At 61.5% G+C, this 18,098-nt stretch carries 16 protein-coding genes; 9 read left to right on the top strand and 7 right to left on the bottom strand.

The window, feature by feature from the left end; translation table 11 throughout:
• Positions 1–108 precede the first annotated feature (108 nt).
• Positions 109–1,107: a glycosyltransferase family 2 protein gene (locus AC56QX_RS29215; RefSeq protein ID WP_497111975.1), complete on the top strand. Its 999-nt coding sequence runs from the start codon at positions 109–111 to the stop codon at positions 1,105–1,107.
• On the opposite strand, the gene AC56QX_RS29220 is transcribed toward AC56QX_RS29215, so the two are convergent.
• Positions 1,108–2,088 (bottom strand): class I SAM-dependent methyltransferase, encoded by a 981-nt coding sequence (locus AC56QX_RS29220; RefSeq protein ID WP_497111976.1) that lies wholly within the window; start codon positions 2,086–2,088, stop codon positions 1,108–1,110. It abuts the gene before it with no gap.
• Between the two features lie 122 nt (positions 2,089–2,210).
• On the opposite strand from AC56QX_RS29220, the gene AC56QX_RS29225 reads away from it, so the two are divergent.
• The 5 genes from AC56QX_RS29225 (at position 2,211) to AC56QX_RS29245 (ending at position 6,243) form a co-directional block, all read left to right on the top strand.
• Positions 2,211–2,822 (top strand): class I SAM-dependent methyltransferase, encoded by a 612-nt coding sequence (locus AC56QX_RS29225; protein WP_497111978.1) that lies wholly within the window; start codon positions 2,211–2,213, stop codon positions 2,820–2,822.
• Complete coding sequence (locus AC56QX_RS29230) at positions 2,819–3,484, top strand: acetyltransferase (protein WP_497111980.1); 666 nt, start codon at positions 2,819–2,821, stop codon at positions 3,482–3,484. Before AC56QX_RS29225 ends, AC56QX_RS29230 begins: the two co-directional genes overlap by 4 nt.
• Positions 3,481–4,407 (top strand): glycoside hydrolase family protein, encoded by a 927-nt coding sequence (locus AC56QX_RS29235; protein ID WP_497111981.1) that lies wholly within the window; start codon positions 3,481–3,483, stop codon positions 4,405–4,407. The genes AC56QX_RS29230 and AC56QX_RS29235 overlap by 4 nt, the downstream gene beginning before the upstream one ends.
• A gap of 48 nt (positions 4,408–4,455) precedes the next feature.
• The gene (locus tag AC56QX_RS29240; protein ID WP_497111982.1) at positions 4,456–5,358 is read left to right on the top strand and encodes a glycoside hydrolase family protein; all 903 of its coding nucleotides are present in this window, start codon (positions 4,456–4,458) and stop codon (positions 5,356–5,358) included.
• A 129-nt stretch (positions 5,359–5,487) separates the two neighbouring features.
• Complete coding sequence (locus AC56QX_RS29245) at positions 5,488–6,243, top strand: class I SAM-dependent methyltransferase (protein WP_497111983.1); 756 nt, start codon at positions 5,488–5,490, stop codon at positions 6,241–6,243.
• 84 nt (positions 6,244–6,327) lie between these two features.
• Here AC56QX_RS29245 and AC56QX_RS29250 read toward each other — a convergent pair whose 3' ends face one another.
• Complete coding sequence (locus AC56QX_RS29250; RefSeq protein WP_497111984.1) at positions 6,328–6,801, bottom strand: DMT family transporter; 474 nt, start codon at positions 6,799–6,801, stop codon at positions 6,328–6,330.
• A gap of 275 nt (positions 6,802–7,076) precedes the next feature.
• Between AC56QX_RS29250 and AC56QX_RS29255 the strand changes: the two genes are divergently transcribed.
• The gene (locus AC56QX_RS29255) at positions 7,077–9,155 is read left to right on the top strand and encodes a hypothetical protein (protein WP_497111986.1); all 2,079 of its coding nucleotides are present in this window, start codon (positions 7,077–7,079) and stop codon (positions 9,153–9,155) included.
• 34 nt (positions 9,156–9,189) lie between these two features.
• On the opposite strand, the gene AC56QX_RS29260 is transcribed toward AC56QX_RS29255, so the two are convergent.
• From AC56QX_RS29260 to AC56QX_RS29280, 5 genes are all read right to left on the bottom strand, one after another.
• The gene (locus tag AC56QX_RS29260; RefSeq protein WP_497111987.1) at positions 9,190–10,005 is read right to left on the bottom strand and encodes a phytanoyl-CoA dioxygenase family protein; all 816 of its coding nucleotides are present in this window, start codon (positions 10,003–10,005) and stop codon (positions 9,190–9,192) included.
• Positions 10,002–11,003, bottom strand: coding sequence for a class I SAM-dependent methyltransferase (locus AC56QX_RS29265; RefSeq protein ID WP_497111989.1), 1,002 nt, complete (start codon positions 11,001–11,003; stop codon positions 10,002–10,004). The genes AC56QX_RS29260 and AC56QX_RS29265 overlap by 4 nt, the downstream gene beginning before the upstream one ends.
• 333 nt (positions 11,004–11,336) lie before the next feature.
• Positions 11,337–14,795 (bottom strand): chromosome segregation protein SMC, encoded by a 3,459-nt coding sequence (smc, locus tag AC56QX_RS29270; protein ID WP_497111991.1) that lies wholly within the window; start codon positions 14,793–14,795, stop codon positions 11,337–11,339.
• Positions 14,796–14,852: 57 nt separating this feature from the next.
• The gene (locus tag AC56QX_RS29275) at positions 14,853–15,596 is read right to left on the bottom strand and encodes a DsbA family protein (protein WP_497111992.1); all 744 of its coding nucleotides are present in this window, start codon (positions 15,594–15,596) and stop codon (positions 14,853–14,855) included.
• 154 nt (positions 15,597–15,750) lie between these two features.
• Complete coding sequence (locus tag AC56QX_RS29280) at positions 15,751–16,260, bottom strand: DUF721 domain-containing protein (protein ID WP_477219627.1); 510 nt, start codon at positions 16,258–16,260, stop codon at positions 15,751–15,753.
• 53 nt (positions 16,261–16,313) lie between these two features.
• Between AC56QX_RS29280 and mutY the strand changes: the two genes are divergently transcribed.
• Positions 16,314–17,447 (top strand): A/G-specific adenine glycosylase, encoded by a 1,134-nt coding sequence (gene mutY, locus AC56QX_RS29285; protein WP_497111995.1) that lies wholly within the window; start codon positions 16,314–16,316, stop codon positions 17,445–17,447.
• Between the two features lie 10 nt (positions 17,448–17,457).
• On the top strand, positions 17,458–18,096 hold the full coding sequence (locus tag AC56QX_RS29290) for an HAD family hydrolase (protein WP_497111996.1): 639 nt from the start codon (positions 17,458–17,460) through the stop codon (positions 18,094–18,096).
• The last annotated feature ends 2 nt before the right edge of the window (positions 18,097–18,098 follow it).

Below are 18,098 nucleotides of genomic sequence, written 5' to 3' on the forward strand. Positions count from 1 at the left end.
TAGAATTAAGGAAGCCAGGTTGACGCTGCTGCTTTTCCTGGGGCAACGATAGCTGAAATGAGACGTCGGGCGGAAACGCCTGGCGCAGCAACGGACCGGTTCCCCCTCATGAAGCTTTCCGTCGTCAGCACGCTCTACAAATCAGAGTCCCATATCGCCGAGTTTTGCGACCGGGTCTCTGCCGTGGCGCGTCGCCTGGTCGGGGATGAATTCGAGATCATCCTCGTCAATGATGGCTCCCCCGATGGCAGCCTCGACCTCGCCGTCGCGCGCAGCACGGTTGATCGGCACGTGACCGTCATCGACCTGTCGCGGAATTTCGGCCACCACAAGGCGATCATGACCGGGTTGGCCCACGCCAAGGGCGATCGGGTCTTCCTCATCGACAGCGATCTCGAGGAAGAGCCCGAGTGCCTGCTGACCTTCGCGGAGCAGATGTCGGAACACAAGCTCGATGTGGTCTATGGGGTGCAGGAATCTCGCCGTGGCGGCGCCTTTGAGAGATGGACCGGCGCGCTATTCTTCACAATCAATGACTGGCTGAGCGACTTCCATCTGCCGCGCAATCTGGTGATCGCGCGGCTCATGACTCGCGCTTACGTCGCCGCGCTCGTCAGCCATCAGGATCATGAGTTTATCATCGCTCATCTGTTTCAGCTGACCGGTTTTCGTCAAGACTCACAGATCGTCATCAAGCACGCCCTGTCCCCAACGACGTATTCGATCGGTCGCCGCATTCAAATGGCGGTCCGTTATCTGATGACGACATCGACAAAAATTCTTTACCTGATATTATATTTTGGATTAACGATTTCACTTCTATCGGTATTTACGATGGGATTTTATCTTATGAGATATGTTGTCCATGGAATTGGTGTTACCGGATTTACATCCATAATCATTTCGATTTGGTTCTTCGGCGGCATGACGATGCTTGTTCTTGGTCTTCTCAGTGTCTACATCGCCAATATATTGTCCGAAACTAAACGTCGTCCCTACACGATAATTCGAGATATTCATCGCGGCGCAGCAATGGGTATCGAGGGGCAGGCCGATGGCAATGCCGTCGATCGATCATCCCTTGGGTCGGAGCGTGTTCGCGACTAGCTAGTCTTCGACGCCATCATGCTTGGCATTCTGAACGGCTCTGCCAAGCGCTTTTTCCAGCCAGTCGACCACCGACATCCCCTCGGCCGCCGCCGCATCCAGCACATGGTCGCGCAATTGCGGGGAAACGCCCTCCAGTTTGCCGAAATAGCGGGTCCGGTGTGATCCGCCTCGTCGGCCGGGGAATGTGACGTCGAGGTCGAGCGGTGGCTCTCCCTGGCCCTTCACGAAGCTGATCAGATAGAAGGACCCGCCGAGAATCCACCGGCAGGCGACGTGTCGCGCATCGATCGGGATGCAGTCCAGCGGCGCACGATGGCGAAACAGGGGATTGGAGTTCTCGAGGACCCTGGCGAACTCGCTGTTCGCCAGCCAGGGTGCGATTCCTTCGTCGCCGACCAAGACCCGGCCGTTCGGCTTCACGACGCGGGTGATTTCCGCCAAAGCTTCTTTGCGGTCAGGGAACAGGTTGAAGCCACCGAAATGATAGGCCGCATCGAAGAAGCCGTCGGCGAAAGGCAAGTGCATCACGTCGGCGCAGAACAACTGCAGGCGTGAAGTGTCCTTCTTGGCGCGATGCAGGCGACCCTGGCCCGTCAGCAGCATCTCGAGTGAGAGATCGCCGGCAAATACGTCAATGGGCATATCGAGCAGATGGATGGTGTCTCGGCAGGTCCCACAACCGATCTCAAGCACCTTGCTATCCGGCCGAAGCTCTAGCTGAGCAAACATGTCCCTGCGCGTCTGTTCCTCGTCCGCCAGCAGCGTGGCAAATAGTGCCTCGATGCCGCGATCATATTCGCTTGCCCGCTCGCGGTAGTAGGCCTGGCTCTCGGAAGAGGCCTGCGCCAAACCGGAGCGGATGAGCAGTTGCGGAATGCCGTCGATCAGGGGATAGCGCTCGTCCGGCCCGCCCAGCAAAGCGGAGCCGTCCGACGCCTCTGTCAGCGGCTGCCTGGTCAAGGGGGAAACAAAATTCAATTCCGGTATCATTCGCGGAACCGCCCATTTAGACTTGGATACACGATTCTGTGAGCGAAAACCCACTGATGGTTCTACCCATGACGTCTATTGGCACCCCTGCAACGGACAGAAGCGGGGCAATGTTGCTTGAGGTCGCCCGCTACTATGGCGACAAGGTGCAGGCGCACGGGCCCAGCCCCAAGGGTGTGGATTGGAATACGGAAGAAGGCCAGATCCTTCGCTTCAGGCAATTGGCATCGTTGATCGACCTGCCGGGCGACTTCACGGTCAACGACCTGGGGTGCGGCTACGGTGCTTTGCTGCCGTTCCTCACCGATCGCTTTCCCGGCGTACGATACTATGGCTGCGATGTGGCTGCAGAGATGATCGAAGCAGCGGCCACACTTTTTGGTGATCGTTCCCAAGCGCAGTTTGCTGTCGGATCAGTGCCGGCGCAGATTGCCGATTTCGGCTTTGCGAGCGGTATCTTCAACGTCAAGCTCTCACGTCCGGACGATGAATGGGCGGCTTATCTGGAGTCGACACTGGATGTCCTCCATGCCACCAGCCGGCGCGGCTTCGCCTTCAATTGCCTTACCTCCTATTCGGATCCGGACAAGAGAAGAGCCGATCTGTTCTATGCCGATCCAAGGTACCTTTTCGACATCTGCAAGAAAAAATATGCGCAGCGCGTGGCATTGGTGCACGATTATGGTCTCTATGAATTCACCATGCTGGTCAGGAAGTCATGAAGCGGCCCATCGTCATATTCGGAGCAGGCGATATCGCTGAACTCGCCCACTACTATTTCACGCGCGATTCCTCTTACGACGTAACCGCCTTTACCGTGGACAGTGCATACCTGACCCAGGACCGGCTGGCGGGCCTTCCTGTCGTGCCATTCGAGACATTGACCCGGTACTATCCGGCAAGCAGCCATAGTGCGTTCGTGGCGCTCAGCTACAGCAAATTGAACGAGGTCCGCCGCGAAAAATACCTGGCGCTCAAGGCGTTGGGCTATGATTTCGCCAGCTATATCAGTTCCAGGGCAACAGTCCTCAACGACGGCAAAATCGGCGAAAACTGCTTCATTCTCGAGCACAACGTCATTCAGCCTTTCGCATCGATCGGCAACAATGTGACGCTGTGGAGCGGAAATCACATCGGGCACCATTCACGCATTGCCGATCATTGCTTTCTTGCCTCGCATATCGTGGTCTCGGGCGGGGTCGATATCGGCGAGGCTTGCTTCCTGGGTGTCAACGCGACGCTGCGTGATCATATCCGTGTGGGCGAGAGGTGTGTGATCGGCGCCGGAGCGTTGATCCTGGCGGATGCGGCGCCGGACGGCGTCTATCTCGGCAACGCCACGGAGCGGTCGAAAGTGCCGAGTTCGCGGCTGAGAAAGATATGAGGCAATTACGTTTCAAGCGCGCCGGATTGGTATGCCGGCCGGGCGGCTCGCCCTGGGAGCGTTCGCATTGCCAGAACCCCTTTGCCCAGAGGCTGGGCAACGAGAAATACCGCATTCATTTTGCAAGCCGCGATGACAGCAATCGCTCGCGAGGCGGCTGGGCCGAGGTCACCGCGACCGCTGACGGATTGACCGAGACCGCCCGCTCGGAGCGTCCATCCCTCGATATTGGCCAGCCAGGGACATTCGATGACGCCGGCGCCATGCCCGGCTGTCTCGTCAATCACGAAGGTCGCTTGCTACTCTACTATACCGGCTGGTCGCTCACCCGCACGGTGCCATTCACCTTCGCAATCGGGATCGCGGAATCGCGCGACGGAGGCCGGCATTTCGATCGTCTGTCCGAAGCGCCTGTGCTCGGCCGCAACCACTACGATCCTCTGCTTGCCGGCGCGCCCTGGGTGCTTGTCGAAGATGGCACTTTCCGTATGTGGTACGTGTCGGGCCTGCGATGGGAGGTCGACCCGGAAGGGAAAAATGCTCCGATCCACTACTACACCGTCAAGCACGCGACGAGCCGCGACGGCATGAATTGGACGACCAACGAGCAAATCTGCCTGCCCTTCCATGAGGGAGAGCACGCCATCGCCCGACCGGTCGTCCAGAGGACCGATGCCGGCTACGAAATGCTCTATTGTGCAAGGCGTTTGGGCGAAACCTACCGAGTGTACCGCGCCACATCCGTCGACGGGGTACACTGGGAGCGCGACAGGGTGCCACTGCTCGACACCAGCGCCAGCGGATGGGATTGCGAGATGGTCTGCTATGCCAGCCTGTTGCACACCGCGGAAGCCAGTTTCCTGCTCTACAACGGCAATGGTTACGGGAGGGATGGGGTCGGGGCCGCCATCCTGGAACCATGACCGAGCGGTCGACCGTGCCGCGTTCGCGGCTCAGAGGGATATGACCCGGTGCGATGGGAGAAGCTCGGCCGCCTGTTCTGCCCGACCGGTGATATCGATTGGATGCGGTCGCACGCCACCATGCCGATCGCCGAGCATGTTTCGGGCGATCTGTTCAAAATCTATTTCGGCTCTCGGGATGCATCGCAACGCTCGCATACCGGCTATGTCATCGTCGATTTGTCGTCGCCGGCGCGGATCCTCGAGGTAGCCCGGTCGCCTGTCCTGGTGCCGGGAAGTCTCGGCGAATTTGACGACAGCGGCGCCCTGGCCAGCTGGCTCACGGTCGCGGGTCCGACGCGATATCTCTACTATGTCGGCTGGAATCTGGGCGTCACCGTTCCCTTTCGCAACGCCATCGGCCTCGCCACGGCGCCGCCCGATGGTTCGTTTTCACGGTTCGCCGCGGGTCCGCTGGTTGATCGCTCGATGACAGAGCCGCATTTTGTCGGCAGCTGCTGTGTGCTGCATGAGGCCGGCCTCTGGCATATGTGGTACACGTCCTGCGTCGATTGGCGCCCATCGGCGAATGGACCAATCCATCGCTACCACATCAAATATGCGAGCTCCGACGACGGCATCCACTGGCGCCGTGACGGACTGGTTGCCATCGATTTCGCGAACCAACAGGAATATGCGATATCTCGCCCTGCGGTTAAGCGAGACGGCGCACTGTGGCGCATGTGGTATGCCTATCGCGGCGACCGCTATCGCATCGGGTACGCCGAATCGGCCGATGGCCTGAACTGGACCCGGATGGACCATGACGTGGGCATCGCGCGTTCAAAGTCAGGCTGGGATTGTGAGATGATCGAGTATCCATTTGTGTTCGATCATGGGGGGCAGCGCTACATGCTCTACAACGGCAATGGCTACGGGAAGACCGGCTTCGGCCTGGCCGTGCTCGTCTAACGGGGATCAAGCGGACATATGATCGTTTGTCCGCGCTGCAGTCTGCACCATGCATCCCCGGACGCAGGCTGTCCGGCCTGCGGCTTCGTTCCGGCCAGGCTGAACGGCTTCACTGCCTGGGCGCCCGAAATGGCAACCGAAGGCGGCGGGTTCCACGAGAGCTTCTTTGCCGAACTCGCTCAGCGCGAGGCCGGAAATTTCTGGTTCGAGGCCCGCAATACGATCATCGTTCGCACCCTGAGGCGGTTCTTTCCGCAGTTGCAGTCATTCCTCGAGATCGGCTGCGGCACTGGGTTTGTGCTGAGCGGCATCGCTCGCGCCTTTCCCGACGTCCGGCTTGTCGGGACCGAAATCTTCGTTGCAGGATTGCCCTTTGCCGCCTCTCGCGTGCCGTCGGCAAGCTTTGCGCAGATGGACGCAAGACGATTGCCCTATGCCGCGGAATTCGACGTCGTGGGAGCGTTCGACGTGATCGAGCACATCGCGGAAGATGTCGATACGTTGGAGAACCTAGAACGCGCAGTGAAGCCTGGAGGCGGTGTGGTCATTTCCGTGCCGCAACACAAATGGCTCTGGAGCGACATCGACAAGCAATCGTTTCATTTCCGGCGCTATGAAAAGCGGGAACTGCATGAAAAGATCGAGGGCGTGGGACTGGAGATCGTCTACAGCACGTCCTTCGTGTCGCTTCTGGTGCCGCTGATGTTCCTGTCGCGGCAACGCAAGAGCGACAGCGCCGAGTTCGACGTCGGCAGGGAATTGCGCCTTGGACCGGCCACAAATGCCTCTTTGCGGGCCGTCATGGGGATCGAAAGCCTGATCCTCGCATCGGGCCTCACCCTTCCTGTCGGCGGATCCCGACTGGTGGTGGCAAGGCGTCCATGACTGGTGCGGCAAGGGCGGCGCTTCGCGTATCCGCTCACCGACAAAGTGAGCTTTAGGGATTTCCTGCCGGCTTCGGTGTGTATCTTATGGCAATCGGGTCGCCGCCAGCACCACACCGAGGACAATCAAGCCATTGCCGGCAAGGGACTGCCAGCTGAACCGTTCGTGCAGGAACAGGACCGAACTGGCAAAGACCAGAGGATAAGCCAGCGCTGCAAACGGGAAGGCCACCGATAGCGGAATTCTTGAGATCGCGGCGTACCAAAGAACGCTCGAGAAGACGAGGCCAAGGCCGCCTACCCAAACCTTCCAGTCGGCGAGCAAACCAAGCAAATAGGGCCAGCCCTGCTCAAAGCTGAACGGCACCGTCCCATGTTCGGTCAGGCGAGACTTGATGATGATCTGGGCCGTGGTGAGCAGAAGCACAGCCGCAACAATGAGGGCAATGCCGGTGGCGCGGTTGTCCAGATTGCTTCTCCATTCGCTCGAATCGGCCAGCGCTTTCGCATTTGGACTGTAGCATGCCAGCTGTCCATTTTGGGCTGAGCTGGCGGCCACAGGCGCGGGGCGCTCTCCCGGCAGCCTCTCCGTCGACCATGAACCGTTGATACCGGCTTCGATTGGCCAGTTCAGGTTGACAAAGGCGAAGCCAAACGGTCCATCTAGACCAGTTGTCGTGCCCGGCCCTGGTTTCGGACCGCGTGCACGGCATAGAGCAATTCCAGGAAAAGTGTGTAACGGTTTTCCCACAGGAATTGCGTCAAAACAACAAGTTGGAGCGGCTCGCTGTTTCCGTGAACGCTGAACTGCTCTAGGGGGAGCCTTACCGAACCATGGCAATCCAGGAGCAGTCCCGGACAATCCCGGCTGAGCAGAATTTGCCAGCAGAGGGATTGTCTAAAGCCAGGTCCTATTGGTTTCCTGCGGCTGTATTAATTCTGGCGATCAATTTCTGCTTCCTCGTATTTTACGTTTTCGTGAAATACAAAACCATATTTCACTCCGATAGCGCGATGAAAGTGCTCTTGGCGCGAGAAATCGTCCAAAGCCACAATTTCTTCCCGCCGGATTGGTATTACGGAAACAACGACATTGTCGTTGTATTCGGCCATCTCTTTATTATACCGGCCCTGGCTTTTCTTCCTGCCGGCTTTACAGTTCATGCGATCTCGGGCCTCGTCACATCCATACTCGTGCTGCACAGCGTCTGGCTGGCTGCCGGCCTGGCACAGATCGGCAAGACACGGCGGACGCTGATAACGGCATCGGTAGCGGCGGGAATATCCGGAGTTCTGGCTGAAAATCTCTACGGACAGGCATCGTACGGCACAATTCTCTACATGTCGCTGTATTCGATATACTGCCTCGTCAGGTTGATGAGAGAGAAATCGACGAAGAACGTCGTCATATGGAGCGTTTTGCTCTGTGCGCTGATTACGGCCGAGTTCTGGGGCAATCCTCAGCGAGCAATCGTTACCATAGGGATGCCGCTCATCGCCGCCGCGCTGTGGTCGATACACAGGCTGCATCCCGCAGGTGTGGGAAGAGCTTCCTTTGTGGGCGCGGCCGCTTCGATCTGTGCAGCGTTCGTTGGCGGGACCATCCTTTATGGAGTGACCTTTGCACATGTAAACAATGCCGCGCGCGACGCGGCTTCCATCCAATGGCTGCCATACGAGACGATCGTCGGCAACCTCCTGGTCCTGGGCAAGGAGGTCCTGGCGGTTTTCGGCGGGTCTCCGCCCGGCGGCAGCGGGCTTCTGACCGTGGTCGGTCTTTACGGCGCGCTGCGATTGATTGTGGCAGTTCTATTGGTGTCGTTGATCGTGCGCTCGGTGGCGACATCGGCGAGGCCGCACGACGAGGTCAGACCGCTCGCCATCTATGGATCGTTGGCGCTTCTGTCGGTATGCCTTCTGCAAGTGGCAACGACCATTCCCAACCTTGCCGATCCGATCGGCAGTTCCCGTTACCTGGTACCGGCGCTCGTCACGATGGTCATCGTGGCGTTGGCTACCCCTCTCGACTTGCGACAGAGACCCATCGAGTTCCTCAGCGTCGCGGTCGTCCTTGCCGGATTGCTGACAAGTGCCTATCCGACGTTTGTCAGGTCGGATGCGTTGTCGCGTCTGAGCCTGGGGCAGCAGAAGCCGCGTGCCGTCGAGTTGTCGAACTTGGCGCGCTACCTCCAAGACAATGGGCTGAGCTATGGCTACGCCACCTATTGGAACGCCGGCACCGTCAGCGTGTTGTCCGACGAACATGTCCTGGTTCGGCAGATTGCCCTGGACAGCGCCCTGCCGATGCCCATGCGCTTCCTGTCTGCTGACCGTTGGTACAATGCCGATACGTGGAAGGGCGAGACGTTTCTTCTGCTGACACAGGAGGAAGCTAACAAGATCGACTGGAAGCGGCTGGCGGCACTCGGCTTACCCGTTTCGCGGAAACTTCAATTCGGCAATCTTGGCATCTTTGTATTCGCAGAAAACATTGCTGCGAAGCTGCCGGGCTGGGATGTTCGGTTCATGCAGCCGGTAACATTTCATGCCGACGCCCAGGCGCTTACACAAGTGGGCTCCCTGCAAGAGCGCGGCGACGGGAAGGCGCTGGTGGCGCCGCCGGAAGCGAACGGCGCGTTGTACTATGGTCCCTACGTGAGCGTCGCCCCGGGAACGTATCGCCTTACCTTTGATGTCGAAGCCAACAGCAGTCCGACTGCCGTGCTGCGCATTGACGCGGCTGTATCACCGGGCGGAATAGTTATAGCGCAGAAGGATTTGACGGAAAGTCACGGCCCCCAACAGCTGCTCTTCTCGCTCGACCACACATCGGTTATGGAGTTTCGGGTCTGGGCCCTCGGAAACGGCGCGGCGGCGTTCAAATCCGTCACCATCGAGCGGGCAGTTCCGTAGCAGCGGAAGCAGGGCCGTGCCACTTTCGCAGCATCTACTTCTTCGCCCGCGCGCCGAACCACGCGTCCAGCGAGCGATACTCGTCCAGACCGAATCCGAGTATCTTCTTCTGATCCGCGCTTAATCCCGGGAAATCGGACAGGACCGACGGAAGATGAAGCTGCTGCCGCAGCATCGGGATGGTGAAAACGTGGTTCACAGCGCGCCGGTTTCTGTCGGTGTGGTTGATCGATCCGGCGTGGTAGAGCATGCAATCCAGAATGATGAATGTCCCCCGCGGCACGGCTATCTGAAGCTGACGCCGGCGCACCGTCTCGTCGGAGGGGAAATCCTCGCGATGATGGCTGGCGGGTATGACCCGGGTGGCTCCATTTTCGGCGGTGAAATCGTCAAGCGCAAACAGCGCATTTATGGCAAGCGGCCGTGAACTGACGAAGTGCTGGTAGGGAATGTCGCGATGGAAGGCCGCCTGTCCGTACTTGCTGTTGTTGGCGCGATTGATCAGCCCATTGACCTGATTGAGGATGTAGTAGCCGCCGAGCATCCTTGAGAGCAACTGCGCCAGCCGCTCATTGAAGGCGATGGCCATGAACGCTGGAGCGTATTTGGGGAGGACGCGGATCGTGTCGCGCTCGCCGATCGTCGAAAGCTCGTAGCCCGCAGTCGCGGCTTGTTCGGCGTATTCCGCTTCAGCGGCGTCAAAGTCACGGGACAACGCGTCCAGTTGCTCGCCGGTCAGCCCTGCGTCGAGCGACGTATGGCCGGTGAGACGGAGATCTTCGATCAGGACATCGATCTCATCGCGTACGACCGCGGTTTCCTTGACGCCGTAACGATCTATCTCGGTCACAGCTGCTCCTTGAGACGGCTGGAGAAGAGGTAGGGATGGACGATCTGCATGCCGCAGCCCCGAAACTTTCCGGCCAGCGCCGGCCAGCTTCGCGGATTCACGGCGGCCACGATGATAGTCTGGGGGTGCCCGGAAGCATACTCGTTGGCTCTCAGCCATGGGCGGTCGTCGAGAGTGGTCGCCAGCGGCTCGTCCGTCAGGAATGCTTCGGCCCCTTTGACGAGCCGGGGGGCATAGGTCCGCAGCAGATTTCGGAACTCCCCGGCTCCAAACATCGCGTAGGGCTTGTCGTCCAGCCATTCTGACGCGCCATCATCAATTTCCGACCAGCCCTTCAGAAAATCCGATCGCGCCTGCGCCAGCGACAGGTATTGGAGGTCCATGGGATCCTTCAGCGCGGTCGAATCGGGATTCAGGAGGGTCAATCGAAAGCCCTTTTGCTGTCCACGCAGTGCGACGCTTCCAATGACGTGCAATCCCGCTGCCGCCGCGACCATCCGCAGGGACAGCTGAGAGAAACTCGAGACATGATCGAGGAACAACAGCTCCGTGTCGGCAACATCACCATCCGGGCAGATCACCACCACGGTGCCTTCATCGGCGAGGGCCCGCCTGGACACGGAGAGGAAGACTTCCGGGCTGAGGGCGTGCTCAAGGACGTTCACCGAGAGGCAGAGGTCGTACCGTCCGGCAATCTCGCCAAGGGCTTCCTCGGCATAGCCTTGCCGGATCGTCGCCCGTGCTTGATCCGGTTGCCGAGCAGCGGCGACCAGTTGAGATGCCGCTTCGAAGCCCAGCGCTTCCCCCAATTGCCATCGCCGCGCAAGCTCTTCGAGCAGGGCACCGGTCCCCGCCCCGAACTCAACGACGCTGCGAGGGCGAAGAGTGCGTCCGAGAAGCGTGACCGCAGACTCGTCTATGCAAGTGGCATAGGCTTCTGCTCGCGCGGCATCGGCGGCCGGATCGACCAGGCCGAGATCGTATCCGTCGCTGTACATGGCGTCCCGATCTTCGGGCTTCAGTGGGGTGAGATGAAAGCCATGGCCACACCTCAGACATGAGGCCTTCTGCAGGGGGCGGCTGAGAATTGCGCCATCGCTCGTCATGGAAAGGGATGAATGGGGCAACGCCAGCCTCATTGGCTCCCCGGCACCGCAAGCAGGACAAACGGATTCAATCAACCTGTTCGCCCCCCGTCGTCGCTATACCGGGCCAATAACATGGCGTGCGGCCTCGCGGTCGGGATCTGTGCATAGTGGATCATGCACCGCAAAGGCTGACCTCCAATCGCATCTGGTCCTGCGGGCCGCAGCGCTGTCAGCCCGGATGCGTTAGCTCGCCTCGCGCATCGCTTCGGCGGCCTGCAGATCGACCGACACCAGCTGGCTGACGCCCTGCTCGGCCATGGTCACGCCGAACAGCCGGTCCATGCGCGCCATGGTGATGGGATTGTGGGTGATGATGACGAAGCGCGTCTCGGTGGTCTTGGCCATCTCGTCCATGAGATTGCAGAAGCGTTCGACATTGTGATCGTCGAGCGGCGCGTCGACTTCGTCGAGCACGCAGATCGGCGCCGGATTGGTCAGGAACACGGCGAAGATCAGCGACATCGCCGTCAGCGCCTGCTCGCCACCCGACAGCAGCGTCATGGTCTGCGGCTTCTTGCCGGGCGGGCGGGCCAGGATTTCAAGCCCTGCCTCTAGCGGATCCTCGGATTCGATCAGTTGCAATTCCGCCGTGCCGCCGCCGAACAGATGTGAGAAGAGCCGCTGGAAATGGCTGTTGACGACATCGAAGGCAGCGAGAAGCCGCTCGCGGCCCTCGCGATTGAGGCTCTGGATCGCCTGCCGCAGCTTCCGGATCGCCTCGATGATGTCCTCGCGTTCGGTAACGATCGCTTCCAGCCGGTCGGACAGCTCCTTCTGCTCTTCCTCGGCGCGCAGGTTGACGGCGCCGAGCCGCTCGCGCTCGATCTTCAGCCGATCGAGCTGGCGTTCGGTTTCGGGCATATCGGGCATCGGATCGTCGGCTTCCAGGCCGGTATGGCGGATGACCAGGTGCGGCGGCGTGTTCAGCGTTTCCTGAATGCGCGCCTCGACCTCCAGCCGCCGTTCGTCGGCCGCAGTCAGCCTTTCCTCAGCACGGACACGGGTCTCGCGCGCCTCGGCCAGCGACTGGATGGCTGATGTGGCCGCCTTGTCCAGTTCGGATTGCCTGTTCTCCGCTTCCTGCAGACGATCGGCCGCCGCCTTGCGCAAGGTCTCAGCCTCGGTGAGCTGCGACAGCAATGCGCGCCGCTTGGCGTCGATCTCGTCGGGTGCATCGGCCAGCCGCTCGCGCTCGGCCTCGGCCTCGGCCTTGCGTTCACCGAGCGAGGCGATCTGCGTCGAGGCGTTTTCGGCACGCACCAGCCAGTTGCTGCGTTCGGCGCCAATGGCATCGAGCCGGCGTACGCGTGCCTCGGCTTCGCGCCGCAACCCCTCATGCACGGCACGCGCGTCGGCAAGCGTGGCACGGTCGCGGGAGACGTTGGCCGAGGATTGTTCGAGCTGCAATTGCAGGTCGCCGAGATCGGGCGCGTCCTGTAACAGCATTTCGGCCTCGACGAATGCCGCCGAGGTTTCCTCATGGCTGTCGACGATGCGGGCGCGGGCCTCGTCGAGTGCCGCGCGCCGGCTCGCCAACTCGCCGCCGGCCTTTTCGGCCTCGGCCAGTGCATTGCGGGCAGCATCCAGCCGGTGCTGGGCGTCGCGCCCAGCCTGGCGCGTGTTGCGTTCTGCCTCGCTCGCCTGGCGAAGTGCCTGCTCGGCCTGCGCCAGCGCTTCCTCGGCGTGGCGCAGCACAAGTGTCGCCTGCACCGCTTCGGCATCGAGTTCGGCCAACCGGTTCTTCTGCGCCAGCCTTTGTGCCGCGGCCGTCGGCGCATCGGCGCTGGCGGTCAGGCCGTCCCAGCGCCAGAGCGCGCCCTCGCGGCTGACCAGACGCTGGCCCGGCGCGAGCAGCCCCTGCAACCGGCGGCCATCAGTGGTCTCGACGATGCCGATCTGCGCCAGGCGACGGGCAAGTTGCGCCGGGGCACGCACCACGCTGGCCAGGCTCTTGATGCCTTCCGGCAGGGCCGCGTCGCCGGGCTGGATCTGGCTTTCGCCCCAATGCGCCGGCGCGCTGCGATCAAGCGGCACGTCGAGGTCCTCGCCAAGGGCTGCACCAAGTGCTGTCTCGAAGCCGCGCTCGACGCTGATTTGTTCGAGCACCGAAGGGAAGAGATCGCCGCTGGCGGCGTTGAGGATCTTGGCCAGCGTGCGCGCTTCGGTCTCGATCCGCGCCAACTCGGCCCTGGCGTCCTGAAGCGGCGGACGGGCAGTGCTTTCGGCGGCACGGGCATCGATGACCGACTGCTCGGCCTGCGCCACGGCAGCCTCGGATTCCTCGAGAATCTCCATCGCCTGTTCGACCAGAACACGCTTTTCGGCCGGATCCGGCAGGCCGGCGACCTTGGAGAGAATATCAGACAGTTCGCGGTCGACCTCGGCGAGCTGGCGGGCGAAGCGGTCTCGGCGCTCGGCGGTTTCGCGCAAAGTGCGTTCGATCTGATGGCGAGAGGCGGCGGCCTCGGCGCGTTCGGCGGTCAGCGCGGCGAGTTTGGCTTCGCTTTGCGCAAGCGTCGATGCCGCCTGTTCGAACGCCGCCCGGGTGGTGGCCTCGCGCTCGGCAGCACCGGCGTTCTCGGAATTCAGCGTAGCCTCTTCGGTGCGCAGGCGCTCGAGGACATCGGCATTGTCGCGCACCATCCGCTCCTCGCGGGCGATGTCGCCGTCGAGCTGCTGCAACCGGCGCTCGATTTCCGTCTGGCGGGCACGGATGCGGCCGGCCTCTTCCTCGATCTGCGACTTGGCGATCGACAGGCGCTGGAAGGCGGCGGCGGCCGCGGCTTCCGCGTCGCGCAGGTCAGGCAGGCGATGCGCACTGATGCCTTGCTCCCTGGCGGCGGCCATCTGCGCGGCGGCGCGGTCGCCGACAAGTGCCGTGGCAACCGCTAGCGCCGAGCGCGCCTCGCCTTCCTGCGTCTTGGCCAGCGTCCAGCGCAGATGCAGCAGCGTTGCCTCGGCCTTGCGGATGTCGGCCGACAGGTTCTTGAAGCGCGAGGCCTGGCGCGCCTGGCGCTTCAGGCTTTCGATCTGGCTTTCCAGTTCGCCGACGACGTCGTCCAGGCGTTCGAGATTCTGTTCGGCCGCCTTGAGCCGCAGTTCGGCCTCGTGGCGGCGGGTGTGCAGGCCGGAAATGCCGGCCGCCTCTTCGAGCAGGGCTCGGCGCGCCTGCGGCTTGGCCTGGATCAGTTCGCCGATGCGGCCCTGGCCGACCATCGAGGGCGAGCGCGCGCCGGTCGACTGGTCGGCAAACAGAAGCTGCACATCCTTGGCGCGCGCTTCCTTGCCGTTGATACGGTAGAGCGAGCCGGCCTCGCGCTCGATGCGGCGCGACACCTGCAATTCATCGGCGTCGTTGAAGGCGGCCGGTGCCGAGCGGTCGCTGTTGTCGAGGAAAAGCGTGACTTCGGCGGTGTTGCGCGCAGGCCGCGTGCCCGAGCCGGAAAAGATGACGTCGTCCATGCCGGACGCGCGCATGTTCTTGTAGGAGCTTTCGCCCATCACCCAGCGCAGCGCCTCGACAAGGTTCGACTTGCCGCAGCCGTTCGGCCCGACAATACCCGTCAGCCCGCGTTCGATAACGAACTCGCCGGGCTCGACGAAGGACTTGAAACCAAGGAGGCGGAGGCGCGAAAACTTCATTCACGCGCCCCGTAAAGGCGAGCGCCGAAACGCTGCCGCTTCAGCGCTGACCTGATGTCAGAGCAGAGGGTCGATGATGGCCGACATTTCCTCAATCGACATCGCCCCTTTGTAGGTCTTACCGTTGATGAAGAAGGTCGGTGTCGAGTCGACCTTGAATTCATTGGCGCCGCGCTTCTGGACCGATCTCACATCGTCCAGAAGTTTCTGGTCCGTCAAGCAGGCCTCGAAGGACTCCTGTGTAAAACCGGCGAGCTTCGAGATTTGCAGCAGCGCTTCCTTGGTGTTGGACACGCCAACCCAGTTCGCCTGCTGCGCGAACAGCACGTCCACCATCGGGAAATAGTTATCCTTGGCGCAGCGCGCCAGCATGAAACCGGCTTCGGCGCTCGGATCGAACGGGAATTCGCGCAGGATATAGCGTGCCTTGCCGGTATCGATATACTTCTTCTTCAGGTCCGGGAAGGTGGTTGCGGCGAAATGCGCGCAGTGCGGACAGGTCATCGAGGCGTATTCGACAATGGTGACCTTGGCGTCATCCTTGCCGAGCTGCTTGTCAGGCAATGCGCCCGGCTTCAGCAATTCGGCCATGTCGACGTTGCCCTGGGACTCGGGAACCTGAACGGCAGCCGGCGTGGCCGGCTTTGCGGGAGCGGCTGGATCCGCCGGCTTCACATCCGCCGCCTTGGCCTCTTCGCCGGAGTTGCTGCAGGCGGCGAGCAGGGCCACCGCCGGAATGGCTGCCAGCGAAGACAGGACGTTTCTGCGAGACAGACTTTTGCCGAACGGAGGACGGTTCATACGAATCACCTGACAAGGGTTGAATTTTGCAATGCAAAGGCACGAAAAGGCGAGACTTGGCGCGAATTAAGGCATCTCCATCCCCAATCCAATCGCAAAACCTGACAAAGTCGATCACGAATGCGAGATGTTGACGACAAATCGATGACTGTCTTCAAGGGGTTTTTGACTTCCTTTCACCCAAAATGGTTGCGCCAAGCCTTTCCAGCGAGGCGCGCAGCCCGTCATCCTCGATCAGTTCGACCGTGCTGGACAACTTCGTCTTCTCCGCCGCCGTCAAAGGCCTGAAGGTCGGTTTAGGCCGTCCTTTGTCCGCCGTCACCGGTTTTTGCACGATCCTGATGCGGCCTATTGCCGTAAAGCCGAGAAAAGCGTTGACCCGGTTGATGATCTCGCCGGTCTCGTGCTGCAAATGCAGCGCCGCCATGCCTTCGCAGGCAATGACCAGCACCGCAGGCTCGAACGGATCGTCCTCATGCAGGCGGCGCGGCCACTGGATCTTTTCAGGCCGCGAGCGGCTGGCAAGGCGCGGTCCGGCAATCTCTTCCCAGGACTGGACGAGACCAATCGAGATGCCTGCCCGTTTGCGCAGCACCGGATCGAGTATTTTGGTCGCAAGATCGCTCACCGGGACGGGATTGCCGTAGGGCGTTCTCCCTGCCATGTACGTTCTCCAGCCACGACCCCAGCAATACCGGCCAGGCCAATCCACGATCAATGGCACCAGCAGACCAGCCCCGCAAGGCCCAGACCCCCGAAGCCCAGACCGGCAAGGCTATGCCGGACGACACCGCGTCGCGCCTCCTGGCCTGGTACGACGTGCATCATCGCGAACTGCCGTGGCGCGTGAGCCCGCGCGAGCATGCGCGCGGCGCGCGGCCCGACCCTTACCGCATCTGGCTTTCCGAAGTCATGCTGCAGCAGACCACTGTCGAGGCGGTGAAATCCTATTTCCGCGCCTTTGTCGAGAAATGGCCCGATGTCGAGGCGCTGGCCGCGGCGCCGACCGAGGACGTGATGAAGGCCTGGGCGGGGCTGGGGTATTATTCCCGAGCACGCAACCTCAAGGCCTGCGCCGATCTGGTGGCGGCGCGTGGCGGCCAGTTTCCCGACACCGAGGCTGGTCTACGAGACCTGCCCGGCATCGGCGCCTACACCTCGGCGGCCATCACGGCGATCGCCTTCGACCGCCCGGCCGCCGTTGTCGACGGCAATGTCGAACGCGTCATTTCGAGGCTGTTTTCGATCACGACGCCGCTGAGCGAAGCCAAGCCTGAAATACGCGCCCATGTCGAGGCCATGGTGCCGGCGGCAAGGCCGGGCGACTTCGCCCAGGCGATGATGGATCTCGGCGCCACGATCTGCACCCCGCGCCGGCCGCGCTGCATGCTGTGCCCGCTGCGCGAGGACTGCAGTGCCGTCGTTTCAGGCGACCCCGAAAACTTCCCGGTGCGGCGGCCGAAAGCCGACAAGCCGCAGCGACGCGGTGCTGCTTTCGTGGCCGTGCGCGAGGACGGTGCCATTCTTCTGCGCAAACGGCCGGACAAGGGCCTCCTGGGCGGCATGACCGAGGTGCCGACCACCGCCTGGACCGCACGCATCGACGGCGCCACCACGCAAGCGGCAGCTCCGTTCCCGGCTGACTGGAAGCGCACCGGGACAATTTCGCATGTCTTCACCCATTTCGCCCTCGAGCTCGAAATCTTCCTGGCCCGCAGCAAGGGCGAGACACCGGCCGGTCATTTCTGGTCATTGCGTCAGGACATTTCGGGGGAGGCCCTGCCAACTGTCATGAAAAAGGCAATCGAGGCTGCGATACCCGGCGCGACGAAAAAGCAACGTCCGCATTGAAAGAGGCTTCATGACTGAGATCCGCCACATCGTTTTCGACATCGGCAAGGTGCTGGTCCATTACGATCCCAATATCCCCTTCAGCCGGCTGATTCCCGACGAAACCGAGCGGAAATGGTTTTTCGATAATGTCTGCACGCATGACTGGAACATCGAGCAGGACCGCGGCCGGACCTGGGAAGAGGCCGAGGCGATTGCCATCGCGGACCATCCGGATCATGCGGAAAACATACGCAATTTCCGACGTCACTGGCACGAGATGGCACCGCATGCCTATGCAGACAGTGTTGCCATCCTGGAGAGGCTGATCGACACCGGCCACGACGTGACGCTGCTGACCAACTGGGCTGCCGACACGTTCATCGAGGCGCGCGGCCGCTTTCCATTCCTCGACCGCCCGCGCGGCATAACCGTGTCCGCCGAGATCGGGCTGATCAAACCGGATCGCAGGATCTACGACCATCACGTCGCTGCATTCGACCTTGATCCGGCTGCATCGCTGTTCATCGACGACAGCCAGAAGAATGTCGACGGCGCCAGGGCCGCAGGCTGGCAGGCAGTGCTGTTCACCGATGCCAAGAAGCTTCAAGCAGATCTTGAGCGCCTCGGTATAAAGGTGTGGCCTGAATCGCTTGCGGCGATCCGCTGAGA

Source organism: Mesorhizobium sp. RCAM 06353 (assembly GCF_059683585.1).